Source organism: Bradyrhizobium lablabi, assembly GCF_018131005.1.
In the GTDB taxonomy this organism is placed as follows: Bacteria; Pseudomonadota; Alphaproteobacteria; order Rhizobiales; family Xanthobacteraceae; genus Bradyrhizobium; species Bradyrhizobium lablabi_D.
Map to the genome: position 1 here is coordinate 847745 of NZ_JAFCJK010000002.1, position 17862 is coordinate 865606.

At 63.0% G+C, this 17862-nt stretch carries 11 protein-coding genes and 1 pseudogene; 4 read left to right on the plus strand and 8 right to left on the minus strand.

Annotated elements, in window-relative coordinates:
• The first annotated feature begins 79 nt into the window (after positions 1-79).
• The gene (locus JQ553_RS08960) at positions 80-748 is read left to right on the plus strand and encodes a helix-turn-helix domain-containing protein (RefSeq protein WP_212499515.1); all 669 of its coding nucleotides are present in this window, start codon (positions 80-82) and stop codon (positions 746-748) included.
• Positions 749-762: 14 nt separating this feature from the next.
• Here the strand turns inward: JQ553_RS08960 and JQ553_RS08965 are convergent, their stop codons facing one another.
• From JQ553_RS08965 to JQ553_RS34350, 3 genes are all read right to left on the minus strand, one after another.
• Positions 763-1200 carry a potassium channel family protein gene (locus JQ553_RS08965; RefSeq protein WP_212499516.1) on the minus strand — a complete coding sequence of 146 codons (438 nt, stop codon included), beginning with the start codon at positions 1198-1200 and terminating at the stop codon, positions 763-765.
• A 3-nt stretch (positions 1201-1203) separates the two neighbouring features.
• Positions 1204-2280: an AI-2E family transporter gene (locus JQ553_RS08970; RefSeq protein WP_212499517.1), complete on the minus strand. Its 1077-nt coding sequence runs from the start codon at positions 2278-2280 to the stop codon at positions 1204-1206.
• Between the two features lie 145 nt (positions 2281-2425).
• Positions 2426-2674, minus strand: coding sequence for a hypothetical protein (locus tag JQ553_RS34350; RefSeq protein WP_249144123.1), 249 nt, complete (start codon positions 2672-2674; stop codon positions 2426-2428).
• A gap of 1254 nt (positions 2675-3928) precedes the next feature.
• On the opposite strand from JQ553_RS34350, the gene JQ553_RS08975 reads away from it, so the two are divergent.
• Positions 3929-4186: a hypothetical protein gene (locus JQ553_RS08975; RefSeq protein ID WP_212499518.1), complete on the plus strand. Its 258-nt coding sequence runs from the start codon at positions 3929-3931 to the stop codon at positions 4184-4186.
• On the opposite strand, the gene pdxA is transcribed toward JQ553_RS08975, so the two are convergent.
• From pdxA to JQ553_RS09000, 5 genes are all read right to left on the minus strand, one after another.
• Entirely contained in the window at positions 4183-5208 is a 1026-nt protein-coding gene (gene pdxA / locus JQ553_RS08980) for a 4-hydroxythreonine-4-phosphate dehydrogenase PdxA (RefSeq protein ID WP_249144043.1), read from the minus strand. The two genes, JQ553_RS08975 and pdxA, sit on opposite strands and share 4 nt — an antisense overlap.
• A gap of 3 nt (positions 5209-5211) precedes the next feature.
• Positions 5212-6303 carry a four-carbon acid sugar kinase family protein gene (locus tag JQ553_RS08985; RefSeq protein ID WP_249144045.1) on the minus strand — a complete coding sequence of 364 codons (1092 nt, stop codon included), beginning with the start codon at positions 6301-6303 and terminating at the stop codon, positions 5212-5214.
• Positions 6300-7583: a PQQ-dependent sugar dehydrogenase gene (locus tag JQ553_RS08990; protein ID WP_409363048.1), complete on the minus strand. Its 1284-nt coding sequence runs from the start codon at positions 7581-7583 to the stop codon at positions 6300-6302. Before JQ553_RS08990 ends, JQ553_RS08985 begins: the two co-directional genes overlap by 4 nt.
• Positions 7584-7890: 307 nt before the next feature.
• Entirely contained in the window at positions 7891-9384 is a 1494-nt protein-coding gene (locus JQ553_RS08995) for a sensor histidine kinase (protein WP_212499520.1), read from the minus strand.
• A 15-nt stretch (positions 9385-9399) separates the two neighbouring features.
• The gene (locus tag JQ553_RS09000; RefSeq protein WP_409363042.1) at positions 9400-15690 is read right to left on the minus strand and encodes a HAMP domain-containing protein; all 6291 of its coding nucleotides are present in this window, start codon (positions 15688-15690) and stop codon (positions 9400-9402) included.
• Between the two features lie 367 nt (positions 15691-16057).
• Here JQ553_RS09000 and JQ553_RS35070 point away from each other — a divergent pair.
• Both JQ553_RS35070 and JQ553_RS09005 read left to right on the plus strand, forming a co-directional pair.
• A pseudogene (locus JQ553_RS35070) lies at positions 16058-16306 on the plus strand (PAS domain S-box protein); the annotation flags it as partial.
• Positions 16307-16345: 39 nt separating this feature from the next.
• The gene (locus JQ553_RS09005) at positions 16346-17851 is read left to right on the plus strand and encodes an ATP-binding protein (protein WP_312015114.1); all 1506 of its coding nucleotides are present in this window, start codon (positions 16346-16348) and stop codon (positions 17849-17851) included.
• Positions 17852-17862: the final 11 nt, after the last annotated feature.

Sequence of the window (17862 nt, forward strand, 5' to 3'; positions counted from 1 at the left end):
TCGTAGATCACGGACGCGGACACCTGCATTTCGAGCCGCCACCGACGTACTCAGTTCAGTACAAGCAGGGAGTTGGTCCATGTTTGCTCGCGTCAACGCCAGCCCGGCCTATCCCTCCTACATCCCTGGCGGCTTGACCGCCAGCCACGCAGGCTTCCTCAGCAGCGAGTTCAACTACAGGAAGGGCACCGAGATCTACGGCGAGAAAGAGCCGGCGGAGTATGTCTATCAGGTCATTTCCGGCGCGGTCCGCAGCTACAAGCTGCTGTCCGACGGACGCCGCCAGATCGGCGCCTTCCACCTTGTTGGGGACATTTTCGGGCTGGAAAACGACGATATTCACCGCTTTACCGCGGAGGCCATTGTGGACACTACGGTGCGGCTGTTCAGGCGGTTGAGCCTCGAGCGGGTCGCGCACTCGGATCCGGCCCTTGCCCGTCACTTGCTGACTATGACGACCAACAATCTGCAGCACGCCGAAGATCACATGCTGCTGCTGGGACGCAAAACCGCTTTGGAGCGGGTCGCGGCCTTCCTTCTCGAGATGGATCGTCGGCTCACCGGGGTCGGCCTCGTCGCGTTGCCGATGTGCCGACGTGACATCGCCGATTATCTAGGGCTGACGCTGGAAACCGTTTCGCGCGCATTGTCCAAGCTGCACGCATATGGCGCGCTCGACTTCCTCGGCTCCAACCAGCGCGAGATCATGCTGGTTGATCGAGACCAGCTGGCCAGGCTCGACACCTGACGCGAGCCGTCGATCTAGGACGACTTCACTAGCGACGCCTGCCGCTCGAGCGTCTTTTGCAGCACTTCGAACAGGACCGCGGTCGACCAGCCGAACATTAGAATGCCGTTCATTGCGGCCATCGGCCCGATCAAGAGCCAGTCCTTGACCGGCGTGACATCTCCGTAGCCAAGTGTCGTGTAGTTGACGAATGCGAAGTAGAGCAGATTGCTGCCGGGCGGCGCCGCGCGAAGCACCCAATAGGCCAGCGCCCACACCGTAATCTCCAAGGTATGCGCCAGCATCAGCACCAACGCTGCCACGATCATTACGCCGGCGAGTTGCAGCCCGGGTCGCGCTGCGGCATTTGGTATGGCGGTCCGCAAGAGTCCGATCACGACGACGGTCAGCAGCGAATGGATCGCGATGTTGACAGCGCTTACCGCAGATCCCGTGAGCAACTGAAACAACATCGCTCATTCCCCCGCCAGACGGGCGCGGTCTTCCCGGATCCACGCCGTCATCAGTTCCCAGGCCACCGCCAGGATGATCGGGCCGATGAAAAGACCGACAATGCCGTGAGCCAACGTTCCCCCGATCACACCGACGAAGATGACGAGCGTCGGTGTGGTGAGCCCCCGTCCCATGACAAGCGGCTTGAGCACGTTGTCGAGCGCACCGACCACCAGGAAAAAAAGCGTCAGAGCCAGCGCCGTCGCAAAATCCTTGGCTGACCAAACCCAGATGATGACGGGAAGCAGCACGATGGCGGGCCCGATCTGGATGATGGCGAGCAGCATCACGACAAAGGCCAGCAGGCCTGCGCTCGGTATGCCTGCCAGCTTGAAACCAATGCCCGCGAGAAGCGACTGCAGGACCGAGACGCCGATGACGCCCCGGGAGACCGCGCGTATGGTTGCTCCGGCCAGATCCAGGAAGTGTTCGCTCTGCTCGGGCACGACGCGGGAGAGGAAGTTCCGGCAGGCCGCGGCAAGTTGTGAGGCATACGGAAACAGGTAGCCCGCCAGCGCGACGGCAATGAGGAACTTCAGTGTTCCGACGCCGGCATTGCCAGCAAAGGCAAATAATGTCCCGGCAAGCGGCTTCAAATATGGCACGACCTCACGCAGCACCGCCCGGAGATTGCTCGAGGCCTGATCCCACAATTCGTACAAGGGCTGACCGACCAGCGGCCAATTTCTGACCTCGGCCGGTGGCGATGGGACCACGATGGTGCCGTCGCTCAATTGTGCGGCGATGTCTTTCATGCCATCCATAGCCTCTACCCCAAGCCAGGCCGCCGGCCCGATGACGATGCTGAGACTGACGATGGTCAGCAGCACCGCGGCGGCCTTGGGACGGCCGCCGAGCGCTTGCGAAAGCCAGGTGAAAACGGGATAGAGCGCGACGGCAAGAACCACGCTCCAGGCGAGGATCGCCACAAAGGGTTCGATGATAACGAATGTCCAGTAGATCAGAAGCGCGAGCAGCCCAAGCCGAATTGCGAGCTGGATGAACTCGTCCCCGGCCACAAGCTGGCGAAGTGTCCTCAAGTGCGCGCTTCCGGTTGAGGTTCGGCAAACACAGTGGCAGCGTAGCCTCCGCTACTCCACGCCCGGCTTGATTCAGATCAAGCCAAAGAGGCTCCTTGAGGCCTGTCTTGTTCCGGTCGCGTGGACGGCCGCACTTTTTGTGGCATCAGCGGAGGCCAAGCAGCGAGCGCCGGTAGCCACTGTCGCGCGCCTCTCCCCTGCATACGAAATTGCCACTGAAACCCTTCGCATAACGTTTCTGTCCCTTGAGATAATAACGTTCCTTCCGAAAATCGAGCCACACCACGGTATCGCCTGGACAGTGGCGTTGGGCCTGGACCTCTGAACGAAACGGCGTGAGCGGCAACGCGCCCGCCTGCTGTGCGAGGCATGGCAGCGCCAACAACGCAAGCAAAGTGACCCCGAGCCTGAACAACCATCACCCCCGAGACCGGCGGTACGCGCAGGTCGACGCCAGAATTTGACATAGGCTCGGGCGCCTCGTGCAGTTCAGCGTGTTGATCCGCCGGCGGGTCTCTCGCGGCGAACGCAGCGTCCGGTGGTGAGCTACCTTTGGTTCTGTCATGGCCCAATCAGGCAGACGGTCCATGCCAGCGCGGAGAACAAGCCAGCGCTTACTACACCCGCAGTATACGCGAGATCGCTACCTGAACCCTCCAAGACGCGGCGTACCCTCGCGCGCAGCAGGCGACGTCCTCGCTCAGACCTCTTTATTAAATTCGTCACCGGCACCCCCGATAGACCCTCATTATTGGCCGGGGCGGCCGGGTTTCGCCAGTGCAGTTTGTGCCAAGCACGACCTACCGATTGGAAGTTGCAAACCAGACTGTGTGTAGCAGCGCCTCGGTCAATCCCCGACGCTTCATTTTGAAGCACCACATCAAGCCACAGCGCCAAGCGTTGGACGATTGAGATCGCCGGCAAGAGAAAAAGAGGCGCCATCAGCGCCTTGAACAATTCGCCGATCGACGGACCCGGATGCCAATTGATCGAGAAATCAATGAATGCGCAGCCCGTAGCTTGCGAGCTGTTCGAAACCCGCTTGCCGCACGTCTATTGGATTTGGGCAAGCTCGAGTAAGCGATGCTCACTTCACGAGGTGGAATTAGTAGGGTCGGCCCGGAGATTGCGGCGCGGCTGGCGGTACAACCGACTCTCTCCGGGCCTGCAGGCATCTGCGCTGTGCCCATCTTGCGCGGAAGTCTGTCCGCGAATTTGAACGCAAAGAAATCTGCTGAGCAACTTAACGTTTTGAACGTGGCTCGAAATGACTAGCGAAATCTTGCGCCGCGTCGCAGCGATAGCCGCAACACAAGTTCCGGCAGGCGGCAGTTGCGTCCAAGTCAGAAGACTCGTCCATGCGCTCGTTCGCCGATCCAATATCGAAAATCGACGGAACGGTTTCTCGAAACAAGCCGGTCGCGGGCGCGGAGATCGCGCCAACGCCTCCATTCCGGACCGCGAGCGACTGAGGCCACCGGATCCGACTCGGCAATTCGGTGCAGCTTCCCCCTTGAGGCCCGGTTCCGGAACCGGCAACAGCCCCGCGGGACCAATTGTGTCCCCTTCCGCGGACCATGTTCGCTGATGACAGCCCCCACCCGCTGTGCGCTAGAATGTCGCGCGCGGTGGTGCGGGAGGTGTGTCGATGGCGAGGAAGGGAATCACCGGCCACGATGAATGGGTGATCACCGAGGCCTTGGCCACGGCTCTGGTTGCGCTCGAGCAACTTCCACCCAAGCACCAGCCGCGCGCGCACATGGACGATATCCGCAAGATTCTCACCGCTGGCTGCGATCCTGGCGCGGTAACGCTTCACCTCGCACAGGCCAAGTGCCGGCTGTTTCCCGACACGGATCCGCTGACCATCTACGAGGAATACGGTCTTGGGGACGGACAGGGCTAGCCCGCGAGTCGCTCGGCGTATTCGATCGCCTCGATCATGCTGCGCTCGTTGGCAATGCCCTTGCCGGCGATGTCGAAGGCGGTGCCATGGTCGACTGACGTGCGCACAATCGGCAGTCCGAGGGTGATGTTCACGCCCGACAGTTCTTGCCATGTGCCCGTAGCGGGATCGACCTCGAAGCCGAGCAGCTTGACCGGGATATGCCCCTGGTCGTGATACATCGCGACCACCGCGTCATACTGGCTGGCACGCAGCTTCACGAACACGGTATCGCCGGGGACCGGTCCGACGATATCAAGACCGTCGGCGACCGCCGCTGCGATCGTGGGCGCCGACACTTCGATATCCTGGCGGCCGAAGAGTCCGCCTTCACCCGCATGCGGATTGAGCGCGGCAACCGCGATCTTCGGGCGAGCGATCCCGATGCCCTTCAGCGCCTTGTGGGTCAGGTCGATCACGTGCCGCAGCCGCTCCGGCGTCAGGCGGGACGGCACATCCTGTAGGGCGACATGGGTCGAGACGTGGCTCACCCGCATGTTGCCGTGTGCGAGGAGCATCACGGATCCGCGCACGCCGGTAAGTTCGGCGAGCATCTCGGTGTGGCCGGGATAGTGGTAGCCGGCCTTGTTCAGCGCTTCCTTGTTCAAGGGCGCGGTCACGATGCCGCCGACGCGTCCGGAGAGCGCAAGACGAACGCCCCGTTCGACCGCCTTGAACGAAAACCGGCCGCCATCGGCGGACAGCACGCCGGGCTCGATCGCCGTGGCTTCCGCATCGGCCTGCAGGAAGCCGAGGTTCGGCCAATCGGCGTCCTCAGCGTTGACCCTTGCGACGTCAAGCTTGGCGCCAAGTCGGCCATTGGCCTGGTCCAGCGCACGGCCGCTGCCGATGATCAGGAGCTTAAGGTCGGATGCCTCCAGGCGGTCGCGCAGCCGCGCACAGGCCTTCACGATGATCTCTGGGCCGATCCCGGCCGGATCGCCCATGGTGATTGCGAGATGTCGTTTCGGCTTGGTGCTCATGTCCTAGATCAATCCGTTGTCGTTCAACAGTTTCCACCAGAGATCGGGCGGTCCGAAGGCGCCCGATTTGGAGATCACGTCGACGCCCGCCCAGCGTCCGCCGTGTATCACAGATCGGGGCACGCCGGGCTCCAATCGTCCGGTGACCATGAGCGCATGGGCATTCACGGCCACGCATTGCGCGCGGAGCGTCTCGCCACCAGCGACGATCAGTGTCCCTGGCGGATCGATGGATTCGCTCAACCGGGCAATCTCGTCGGAGAAGCGGCGCGCGGCTTCCGCCCGAGCACTTCCTTCAGGGGCACGCAGCAGGACGAATGCCGCACCCTCCGCCATCCGGCGCTTGAGGCCGTCGAGCCCGTCGGACGCCAGGACGTCCCGGCAGAGCGCGAGTTGCGCGCGCGTGGCGGGATGGTCCGACCCGAACACGCCCAATACGGGGCGCCTGAGTCTTCGTGACGCGACGGCGTCCGTGCCGCGCGCCAATGCACTCGCCAGCCCTCCGCTTCCGCACCACAATAGTCGTCCCTGATACCGCCGACCGGTCTCCACGACGCGATCCAGATCGGATTCAGATTCGGCATCGAAGACGGTCACTCCTCCTCGGATGTCGTCGGCACTGTCTGCCACATGCGCATCAAGACCTCCGCGCCGAAGCTGGTCCTGGATCGTCTCGCCGACCCTGCTCCAGCTTCGGTCCGGCATCAGCGCATATTGCTGGCCGCCTCGCGTCTGCCGTCCCTGATGGATGAACGCCGGCGCAACAATGCAGGCGTCCCAGAAGCCTGTCCGCAGGCAGGCGGCGAGTTCGGTAACCCAGGGCCCTCGCAACAAGCTGTCGATCTTCTTGTAGGCGACTGTGGCGTCTCGAAGCGTCGGTGCCAGGGCCTGCACGATGGTTGCGGCGTTCTCCGGCACCAGTTCACGCGTGCCGCTGTCGATCGCGAGACTTGCCTGTATGCGGCGCGCCGGATCCACATCCCAGACCACATCCAACGCGCCGAACCGCCCGGCGAGTTCGGCGGCGGTATCGAGCGCGCCGGTAAGATCATCGGCAAGAAGCCTGACTGTCTGCATGATGACGCGAGTTGTCATTCGTGACTGATGCGCCAGATCGTACCGTTGGCGTCTTCCGAGACAAGCAGCGCACCGTCGCGCGTCACCGTCACGCCGACCGGGCGACCCCAGACCTCATTGTCGCTGACTACGAAGCCCGTGACGAAATCCTGATATTCGCCCGTCGGGACGCCATCCTTCAACCTGATGCGAATGACCTTGTAGCCAGTCCGCTTGGCGCGATTCCAGGAGCCGTGCTCGGCGGCGAAAGCATCGCCACGGTATTCGGGCGGAAAGCTGCTGCCGGTATAGAAGGTCAGCCCGAGCGAGGCCGAGTGCGCCTGGATCAGAACATCGGGGACCGTTACCTTGTCTTTCAGATCGGGACGCTCGCCGCGATGCCTGGGGTCCTCGTTGGCGCCGATATAGAACCAGGGCCAACCGTAGAACGCTCCCTCGCGGACGCGGGTCACATAGTCGGGCACGAGATTGTCGCCGTGCCCGTCGCGCTCGTTGGTCGAGCACCACGGCGTCCCGCTTCCAGGCTGGATCGCCAGTCCTACGCAGTTGCGGAGGCCGGTGGCAAAGGTCTTCTGGTTCTTGCCGTTGGGATCGAAAGCTAGCACGGCGCCGCGATCCTTCTCGAGGCCCCAGGCCGCGCCAAGCGCCTGATCGCGGCTCCAGGCCTCGATGCCACCGGGTGGCCGGCCCAACCCCTCGCCGACATTTGCGGCGGAGCCGACCGACACCAGCATCCGCTTGTCGTCGGGCGTGAAGACGATGTCGCGCGTCGCGTGGCTATAGCCACTTGGAAGTTTGGCAACGATCGTCTCCGGCTCGCCTGCGGCCTTGACGTCGCCGTTGTGGTAGCTGAACCGCACGACGCCGTCGGTATTGGCCACGTACAGCCATTGCGGATTGTCGCCGTTCGGGAAGAACGCGATGCCGAACGGCCGGTTCAATCCGCTCGCATAGACCTCATTGATTGCCGGTTTCGTCGCGTCGCCGGCACTGCGCAAAACGCGTATGCGGCCAGGCCCGGTCTCGGTGACGAAGACGTCGCCGTTGGGCGCGGTGCGCAAGTTCCTCGGGCCGCTGAGGCCGTCGACGAAGAGCTCGATCTTGAATCCCGGTGGCACCTGCGGATTCACGGATGCGGGTCTCGACACGACCCGGGAGGCGTTGCTGGTGGACGAGGTCGCGCCCGGCTTGGGCAGATCCTGCGGCGTGATCAGCCTGACCGTACCAGGCTTGTCGCGCCGCCAATCGCCGAAGGCGTCAACGCCCTTCAACACTGGCTCGGCGGCGGCTCGTTCCATTGTCAATGCCGCAAGAGCGATAGCGAGGACGCCGGCAGCGGAAACGCTCAATTTGGGCATGCTCTCCTCGTTTCAGCAATAAGTAGCGCAGTTTTGTCGTCGGCCCCGTTCACAATGTCGTCTGGCGCCTCGATACCCTTTGCAGGTGCTGTCGGATCGATCGGCTTGATGATACCGGCGCGAGCGGGATCATCACCAGCCCCAAATGGGCTCGATCAGCCTGATGGAATTGCTGGTCTTGCGCGACGACGCACATGCCCGAGCCTGCTCGAGCGCTGCCGCCTGGTCTTATGCTGGGCTTGAAGCGCTACACTGCCCTGAAGCTCAGCGCCGGCTGGCGCTCATGCTCGGGCACGTCCCGGTATGGTGTGGTCTCGGCGATGCCCGTCTTGAGAGGAACGGTCAGCCGGCACACGAGACCTTCTGGCCGCCAATCGAAATCGGCGCGTCCGCCGAGCTGGGTCTCGATGCTGGCAATGACGCTGCGCGTGCCGAACCCCTTCTGCGTCGGCGTGGTCACGGCCGGTCCGCCGGTTTCCACCCAGGCGAGGATCAGGGTTTCGTCCTGAATTTCCCAGGTGATCGCGAGCCGGCCCGACAACGCCGACAGGCTGCCGTATTTGGCAGAGTTGGTAACGAGCTCATGCAGCGCAAGCGCCAGCGTCTGCGCTGTCGCGGGCAGCAGTTGTGCCTCTGCGCCTTTGATCTGAATCTGGCCGGCTTCCGAATAGGGCGCGATCTCCTCACTGACCAGCCGCCGCATCTCGGCGCCTTGCCAGCTCGACAGCGACAGCACGGTGTGGACCCGCGCCAGCGCGGTGATGCGCCCCTCCACAGCCCGTACATAGGCGTTCATGTTCTGCGCACGCGTCAGCCGCACGATCGACTGGGCCAACGCCAGCGCATTCTTGGCGCGGTGATCGACCTCCCGGGTTAGCAGGTTCTGGCGCTCCTCGGCACGCTTGCGGTCTGTGATGTCGACGGTCACGCCGCTCACTCGTACCACCTTGCCGTTGCGGTCGCGCGTTGCCGCCGCCGTTCCGACGCACCAGCGCACCTCGCCGTCCGGTCGCATGATCCGGAATTCGACTTCATACGATTTCACGCCCTTGGCGAAATCAACCCACGCCTGCCGGAGCTCGCAGACGTCATCGGGATGGAACAGCGCCTGGATATTGCCCGATGACAGCTCGAAGGACTTAGGGTCAACGCCGAAGATCTTGTATTGGCCCTCGTCCCACATCCAGTCGCCGTTCGCCCAGTCCCAATCCCATGACCCCATCTTGCCGGCGGCGATCGCCATGCTCCGCCGCTGTTCGCTTTCGACAAGACGCGTGGTCGACTGCTCAAGCTCGGCGGTACGCGCCCGTACACGATCCTCGAGTTCGGCATTGAGGCGTTCGAGTTGTCTGGTCTTGCGGTACAACTCGGCGAATACGCGGATCTTGGCGCGCAGCACTTCCGGCACGACGGGTACCGGCACGTAATCGACCGCGCCCATCTCATAACCGCGAAGCCGGTCGAAATCGCTGACCTGGATCGCCGATATAAAGATCATCGCGGTCTTCTGGAAGCGCGGATGTTCACGGATCATCGCCGCGAGTTCGAAGCCATCAAGTTCGGGCATGCAGACATCGACGAGGATGACCGCTACTTCGTTCTTGAGCAGGAACTCCAGCGCTTCCCGTCCCGACGACGCGACGACGAGGTTTTCGCCGAGCTCCTTCAGGATAACCTCATAAGCCAGCAGTTTCGCCGGCTGATCATCGACCAGAAGAATGTTTACCTTTTCGTGGTCCATGACGTTGATCGCGGATCAGCGGTGCAGCCACATGCGAATGGCAAGCAACAGTTGCTCGGTATTGACGGGTTTGGCCAGATAATCGGACGCGCCCGCCTCCAGGCATTTCTCGCGGTCGCCCTTCATCGCCTTTGCCGTTAGCGCGATGATCGGCAGCCGCGCAAATGCCGCGCTCCGCCTGATCGCGCCAATAGTCTGGTAGCCGTCCATCTGCGGCATCATGATGTCCATCAGCACGATCGCGATCCGCGGGTTGGAGTCGACAAGCGAGATCGCCTCATGGCCGGTGGTCGCGGTCAGCACCTTCATACCACGCCGCTCCAGCACACTGGAGAGGGCAAAGATGTTGCGCGCATCGTCGTCGACCAGGAGCACGGTCTTGCCTATGAGGTCCTCATCGGAACTGTTGAGTTTCTCCAGCATCCTCTGCTTTTCGGCTGGCAATTCCGTGATCACACGGTGCAGGAAGAGCGACGTCTCATCGAGCAACCGTTCCGGGGATTCCACGCCTTTGACAACGATGCTTCGCGCCATGGTGTGAAGTTCCGCATCCTCCTCCGCCGATAGTTCCCGCCCCGTGAAGACGACGACGGGAACATTCGACAGCGTGTCATCCTTGCGGATTTCGTCGAGAACATCGAAGCCGCTCATGTCGGGCAAACGCAGGTCGAGTACGACACAGTCGAAAGAGCTTTCCCGCAACGTGGATAACGCTCCCGCGCCCGTATCGCTAGTTACCATTTCGATATCCCTGTGACCGAGGAGTTCCCTGATGCTGAGTTGCTCGGCGGCGTTGTCTTCGACGATCAGCAGCCGCCTGCGCCGCGGCTTCGCGTATTCCTTGATCTGCGACAGCGCCGCGCTCACGCCTTCGGTCGTGGTCGGCTTGTTGACAAAGGAGAAAGCGCCGCGAGCCAGCGCGTGCTGCCGGTCTTCGTCGAGCGTGACGATCTGGACCGGGATGTGCCGGGTCAGCGGGTTGTGCTTGAGCTGGCTCAGCACCGTCCAGCCCAGCATGTCCGGAAGGAACACGTCCAATGACACAGCGCTCGGCTGGAACTGCTTGGCGAGATCCAGCGCCTCCGCGCCACGGCTGGCGATCAGGACCTTGAAGCCCATGTCGCGGGCAAGGTCGATCAGCACCCGTGCGTAGTGCGGGTCGTCCTCGACGATCAGCAGGATAGTGTCGCCGGGCTGCAGGTTGAGGCGATCGTCCGGAAGCTGTTCGACAACGCGTTCCTGCACGGCGTTTGCCTGCAATGACGGCGCCACCGCATGCGGCATGGATGCACTCGCCGCCTGCGGACGAGCCGCGACGGTTGGTCCGGAATATTTCAGCGGCAGGTACAGCGTGAACGTGCTGCCTTTGCCGGGCGCGCTGCGCAGGTGAATCTCCCCACCGAGCAGGTTCGCGAGCTCGCGGCTGATCGCAAGGCCAAGGCCGGTGCCGCCATATTTGCGGCTGGTGCCGGCATCGGCTTGCTGGAACGCCTCGAAGATGAGCTTCTGCTTCTCGAGCGGAATACCGATGCCGGAGTCGGAGACCTCGAATGCGACCACGGCCGGAGCAGTGTTAAGGATTGGATGGTCGGCGCTCCAACCGCCGACGACGGCCGAAACCGTCAGCTTCACGCCGCCTTCGGCCGTGAACTTGAACGCATTCGACAAGAGATTCTTGAGCACCTGCTGCAGTCGCTTGGAGTCCGTGACCATGCTGCGGGCAAGGTTGGAATCGACCTCGACGCTGAAGGCGAGATGGCGGTTCTCCGCCTCGTGCCGGAACGGCCGACCAACGGTCTCGAGCAGGCTCGAGGTCAGGATCTCCTCGGCGTCTACGGTCACGGTGCCGGATTCGATCTTGGAGAGATCGAGGATGTCGCTGATCAGGTTGAGCAGATCGGTGCCGGCGCCGTGAATGGTGCGGGCGAATTCGACCTGCTTCGCCGTCAGGTTGCCGTCGGGGTTTTCCGTGAGCTGCTGGCCGAGGATCAGGATGCTGTTGAGCGGAGTGCGCAGCTCGTGCGACATGTTGGCGAGGAATTCCGACTTGTACTTCGAGGTCAGCGACAGCTCGGTCGCCTTCTCCTCCACCGCGCGGCGCGCCTGCTCGATTTCCTGGTTCTTTCGTTCGACCTCGACGTTGCGTTCGGCAAGCTGCTGAGCCTTGAGCTCGAGCTGCTCATTGGTCTGCTGCAGCTCCTTCTGTTGGGTCTGAAGTTCACCGGCGAGCTGCTGCGACTGTTTGAGGAGGCCCTCCGTCTGCATCGTCGCCTCGATGCTATTCAAGACGATGCCGATGCTGTCGGTGAGCTGTTCGAGAAAGGTGACCTGCGATGTCGTGAACGACGCGATCGAAGCCAGCTCGATCACCGCCTTGACCTGGTTCTCGAACAGCACCGGCAACACGACCAGATTCTTGGGCATGATCCGCATCAGCGCCGACTTGATCGGCATGGCGTCGCCCGGGATGTCGGACACGAGACGCCGACGCTTGTCGAGCGCGCATTGACCGATCAGCCCCTCGCCGAGCTGCACGATTTGCGGATGCGGATTGGCGCTGTCATTGGCATAGGCAGACAGCAAGTGCAGTTGCGGGCTGTCCAGGTTCTCGACCTGGTAGATCACGCCCATATGGGCGTTGATCAGCGGCGCAAGCTCGGTCAGCAGCAGGCGGCCGACGGTCGCAAGGTCGCGCTGGCCCTGCAGCATGTTGGTGAAGCGCGCGAGGTTGGTTTTCAGCCAGTCCTGTTCGGTGTTTCGCTCCGTGGTGAGACGGAGGTTTCCGATCATCGTGTTGATGTTGTCCTTGAGCTCGGCGACCTCGCCGCGCACGTCGACCTGGATCGATCGCGTCAGGTCGCCCTTGGTCACGGCGGTTGCGACCTCGGCGATCGCGCGGACCTGCGACGTCAGGTTGGCGGCGAGCAGGTTGACGTTGCCGGTGAGATCCTTCCAGGTGCCGGCGGCGCCGGGCACGTTAGCCTGACCGCCCAGTCGTCCCTCGACGCCGACTTCGCGCGCCACGCTGGTGACCTGGTCGGCGAACGTCGCAAGCGTCTCCGTCATGTTGTTGATGGTGTCAGCCAGCGCCGCCACTTCGCCCTTCGATTTCACCGTCAGGTTCTGCTTCAGGTCGCCGTCGGCGACCGCGGTCACGACCTTGACGATGCCGCGAACCTGTTCGGTGAGGTTGGCCGCCATCACGTTCACCGTGTCGGTCAAGTCCTTCCAGGTGCCGGCAACGCCGGGCACTTCGGCCTGACCGCCGAGCTTGCCCTCGGTGCCGACCTCGCGGGCCACGCGCGTCACCTCGCCCGCGAAGGCGTTGAGCTGGTCCACCATGGTGTTGATGGTGTTCTTGAGCTCGAGGATCTCGCCCTTCACGTCCACCGTGATCTTGCGCGACAGGTCACCACGCGCCACGGCGGTGGTGACCTCGGCAATGTTGCGGACCTGCGTGGTGAGGTTCGCGGCCAACAGGTTGACGTTGTCGGTGAGGTCCTTCCAGGTGCCGGCGACGCCGGGCACCACGGCCTGTCCGCCAAGCCGGCCCTCGGTGCCGACCTCGCGCGCCACGCGTGTGACTTCCGCCGCGAAGGAGCGGAGCTGCTCGACCATCGTGTTCAGGGTGTCCTTGAGCAGCAGGATTTCGCCGCGCACGTCCACCGTGATCTTCTTCGACAGGTCGCCGCCGGCGATCGCGGTCGCAACCTCGGCGATGTTGCGGACCTGCGCCGTCAGGTTCGACGCCATGAAGTTCACGTTGTCGGTGAGGTCCTTCCAGGTGCCGGCGACGCCGGGCACTTCGGCCTGGCCGCCGAGCTTGCCTTCGGTGCCGACCTCGCGGGCCACGCGCGTCACCTCGCCCGCGAAGGCGTTGAGCTGGTCCACCATGGTGTTGATGGTGTTCTTGAGCTCGAGGATTTCGCCCTTCACGTCGACCGTGATCTTGCGCGACAGGTCACCCCGCGCCACGGCGGTCGTCACTTCGGCGATGTTGCGGACCTGGGCCGTCAGGTTGCCCGCCATCGAATTCACCGAGTCCGTCAGGTCCTTCCACGTCCCGGCGACGCCGGGCACGTTGGCCTGACCGCCCAGACGTCCCTCGGTGCCGACCTCGCGCGCCACGCGCGTCACTTCGCCCGCAAAGCGGTTGAGCTGGTCGACCATCGTGTTCAGGGTTTCCTTCAACTGAAGGATCTCCCCGCGGACGTCCACGGTGATCTTGCGCGACAGGTCGCCACCAGCGATCGCGGTCGCCACCTCCGCAATGTTGCGGACCTGGGCGGTCAGGTTGCCCGCCATCGAGTTGACGCTGTCGGTCAGGTCCTTCCAGGTCCCGGCGACGCCAGTCACCTGGGCCTGACCGCCGAGCTTGCCGTCAGTGCCGACCTCGCGCGCCACCCGCGTCACTTCGCCGGCGAACGCGTTGAGCTGATCGACCATCGTGTTGAGCGTTTCCTTCAACTGAAGGATTTCTCCCGACACGTTCACCGTGATCTTCTTCGACAGGTCACCCTTGGCGACCGCGGTCGCAACGTCGGCGATGTTGCGAACCTGGCCGGTCAGGTTGGATGCCATCGAGTTGACACTGTCGGTCAGGTCCTTCCAGGTGCCGGCGACGCCGCGCACCAGCGCCTGGCCGCCAAGTTTGCCCTCGGTGCCGACCTCTCGCGCAACGCGCGTCACTTCGCCGGCGAAGGCGTTCAGCTGGTCCACCATCGTGTTGATGGTGTCCTTCAGCTCGAGGATTTCGCCGCGGACGTCGACAGTGATCTTCTTGGACAGGTCGCCGTTTGCGACCGCGGTCGTCACCTCGGCGATGTTGCGGACCTGCGCGGTCAGGTTCGACGCCATCGAGTTGACGCTTTCGGTCAAATCCTTCCAGGTGCCGGCGATGCCGAGCACATTGGCCTGGCCGCCGAGCTTGCCTTCGGTGCCGACCTCGCGCGCAACGCGCGTCACTTCCGAGGCGAAGGCATTGAGCTGGTCCACCATGGTGTTGAGCGTTTCCTTCAACTGAAGAATTTCGCCCGACACGTTGACCGTGATCTTCTTCGACAGGTCGCCGCCGGCGATCGCGGTCGCGACGTCGGCGATGTTGCGGACCTGCGCCGTCAGGTTCGAAGCCATGAAGTTGACGCTGTCGGTCAGGTCCTTCCAGGTACCGGCGACGCCCGGCACCTGGGCTTGGCCGCCGAGCTTGCCTTCGGTACCGACCTCCCGCGCCACGCGCGTCACTTCGGAAGCGAAGGCGTTGAGCTGGTCCACCATCGTGTTGATGGTGTCCTTCAGCTCGAGGATTTCCCCGCGCACGTCCACTGTGATCTTGCGCGACAGGTCGCCGCGCGCCACGGCGGTGGTGACGTGGGCGATGTTTCGCACCTGGGCGGTCAGGTTACCGCACATCGCATTCACGGAGTCGGTCAGGTCCTTCCAGGTGCCGGCGACGCCGGGCACAATGGCCTGGCCGCCGAGCTTGCCGTCGGTACCGACTTCGCGCGCAACGCGCGTCACCTCGGAAGCGAAGGAGCGAAGCTGGTCCACCATCGTGTTGATGGCTTCCTTGAGCTGCAAGATCTCGCCGCGGACGTCGACCGTGATCTTCTTGGACAGATCGCCGTTGGCGACCGCGATCGTCACCTCGGCGATGTTGCGGACCTGGCCGGTCAGGTTGTTGGCCATTGAGTTGACGCTTTCGGTCAGGTCCTTCCAAACGCCGGTCACCTCCGGCACCTGGGCCTGGCCGCCGAGTTTACCTTCGGTACCGACCTCACGCGCCACGCGCGTCACCTCCGAGGTGAACACCGAGAGCTGCTTGATCATCGTGTTGACGATGTTCGCCGACTGCAGGAATTCGCCGCGCAGCGGCCGTCCCTCGACGTCGAGCTGCACGGTCTGCAGCAAGTCGCCCTGCGCGACTGCGGCGACCGCGCGCGTGACCTCGCGGGTCGGCCACAGCAGGTCGTCGATCAGGGTGTTGATCGAGCTTTCCATATCGGACCAGGCGCCGCTGGCGAGCCCGAAATTGACGCGCTGGCGAGTCTGTCCCTCGCGGCCGACCACCTGGCCGACGCGCGCGAGCTGCTGGGCCATGCGTTCATTGGCGGCAGCGATCTCGTTGAAGGCGTCGGCGATCTTGCCTTCGATGCCGAGGTAGTCGCCTCGCATACGGACGGAGAAATCACCGGCGCGCATAGCTTGCAGAGATTGCAGCAGATCCTGTGATGGATCGACGCTTCCGTTGGGTGATTTGACGTGACGCGATTCAGTACGGGGACGAGGTGTAGAACCGAGATCGGTCATGGAATTCCCCCTGCACGCCGGCCACGAATCCTAGACTCGCGCCAGCCAGCAAGACCATAAGAGTGACTGCCCGTGATCTAATCAAGCCACAAATCACAAATCGCAAATTGTCCGGAAGAACAAGCACGTTAATCGCAATTGGAACCAAAGGTTCCCAATAGTAGGAAACTTTCTGGTACACCGGCCCGGTCCGATTATTCCTGCGGAAATTTTGCAGGGCAAAGGAACAATACGCCCCCCACGGCGTTTGGGGGCGTCAGCAGGATTCAAGATGGCCAAGAAGTCAGAGCAGCTCGAACGGGACATTCTCGAGAGCGAACGAAATTTCCGCCTGCTGGTTGGCGGGGTCATTGACTACGCGATCTGTATGCTCGATCCGCAAGGCCGGGTCATCAACTGGAACAGGGGCGCCCAGCGCATCACCGGCCATACGGCAAAGGCGATCCTCGGCGAGCATTTCTCGATATTTTATCTTCCCGAGGATCGCGCATCCGGCCTTCCCGAGAAAGCGCTGCAAATCGCCCGAAGGGAAAAGCACTTCCTGACCGAGGGTTGGCGCGTCCGCAAGGACGGCTCGAAATTCTATGCCTCCGTTGCCATCGATCCCATTTATGAGAAACGCAGGCTGATCGGCTATGCCAAGATCACCCGTGACATCACCGAGCGCCGGCAGGCACTCGCCGACCTGGACGCCAGCGAGAACCAATTCCGCCTGCTGGTCAGCGGCGTCACGGATTATGCACTCTATATGCTGACGCCGACCGGCATCGTCGCCAACTGGAACGCCGGCGGCCAGCGCATCAAGGGCTATACCCCCCAGGAAATAATCGGGCAGAACTTCTCGCGCTTCTACACGCCGGCCGACCAGGCTTCCGGCAAGCCCGCGCGCGCGCTCAAGATCGCCGAAGACACCGGACACTACGAGGAGGAAGGCTGGCGGGTGCGCAAGGATGGCTCGTTCTTCTGGGCGAGCGTGGTGATCGATCCGATCCGTGATAACGACGACACTTTGATCGGCTTCGCCAAGATCACCCGAGACATTTCCGAGCGGCGGGAGGCGCAACAAAGGCTCGAACAGGTACAGCGGCAGCTTGCGGAATCGCAGAAGATGGATGCGCTCGGCCAACTGACCGGCGGCGTTGCGCACGACTTCAACAACCTGCTGATGATCATCGCCGGCAATCTGCACAGGATCAAACAGGAAGTGAGGAGCGAACGCGGCATGCTGGCGCTCGGCGCGATCGAGACCGCCGCGCAGCGTGCCGCATCGCTAACCGGTCAGCTCCTCACGTTTGCGCGCCGGCAGAGCGTCAATCCGCAGTCCATCGATATCGCTGACCGCATCGTCTCGGTGCGGGAAGTCCTGACCAGCGCACTCGGCAGCATGATCAAGCTGAACGTCGACATCGAGCCCGACATCTGGCCGATCTTTGTCGACCCGACCGAGTTCGAGACGGCACTGATCAACCTCGTCATCAATGCGCGCGATGCGATGCCCGACGGCGGCACCCTCACCGTCTCGGCACGCAACAAGCCGGGCATGGCGCAGGTGGTCGTCAGCGTCACCGATACCGGTTCGGGGATACCGGAGGACGTCCTGAACAGGGTCTTCGATCCCTTCTTCACCACAAAGCCCGTCGGCAAAGGTACCGGCCTTGGCCTTTCGCAGGTCCATGGCTTTGCCCACCAGGCCGGCGGCAAGGTCGAAATCGCCAGTGAGCTCGGCAAGGGAACCACCGTCGGGATCTATTTGCCGCGAGGGATCGTCGAGGCGAAGCGCGAAGCCGAGAGCCAGACGGCGCATGCGCCCGCGACCGTCCTTCTGGTCGAGGACAATCCCGCGGTGGCGGACGCGAGCACCGGCCTGCTCGAACAACTCGGTTACACCGTGCGGTGGGTGTCCAATGCAGAGACCGCGCTCCAGGAGCTCGAGGCCAACGGCGTTGACCTGGTATTCAGCGACGTCATCATGCCCGGCAAGATGGATGGATTGAAGCTGGCGCGTGCGATCAGGGAAAGGAACCCGGACCTGCCGATCCTGCTGACAACTGGCTACAGCGAAAGCGTTCAGGACGCGCGATTCGACTTCCCCGTCCTCCGCAAGCCCTATCAGCTTCACGACCTCAGCCGCGAACTGTCAAAGCTTACCGGACAGGATTGAGGGGCGGTTGC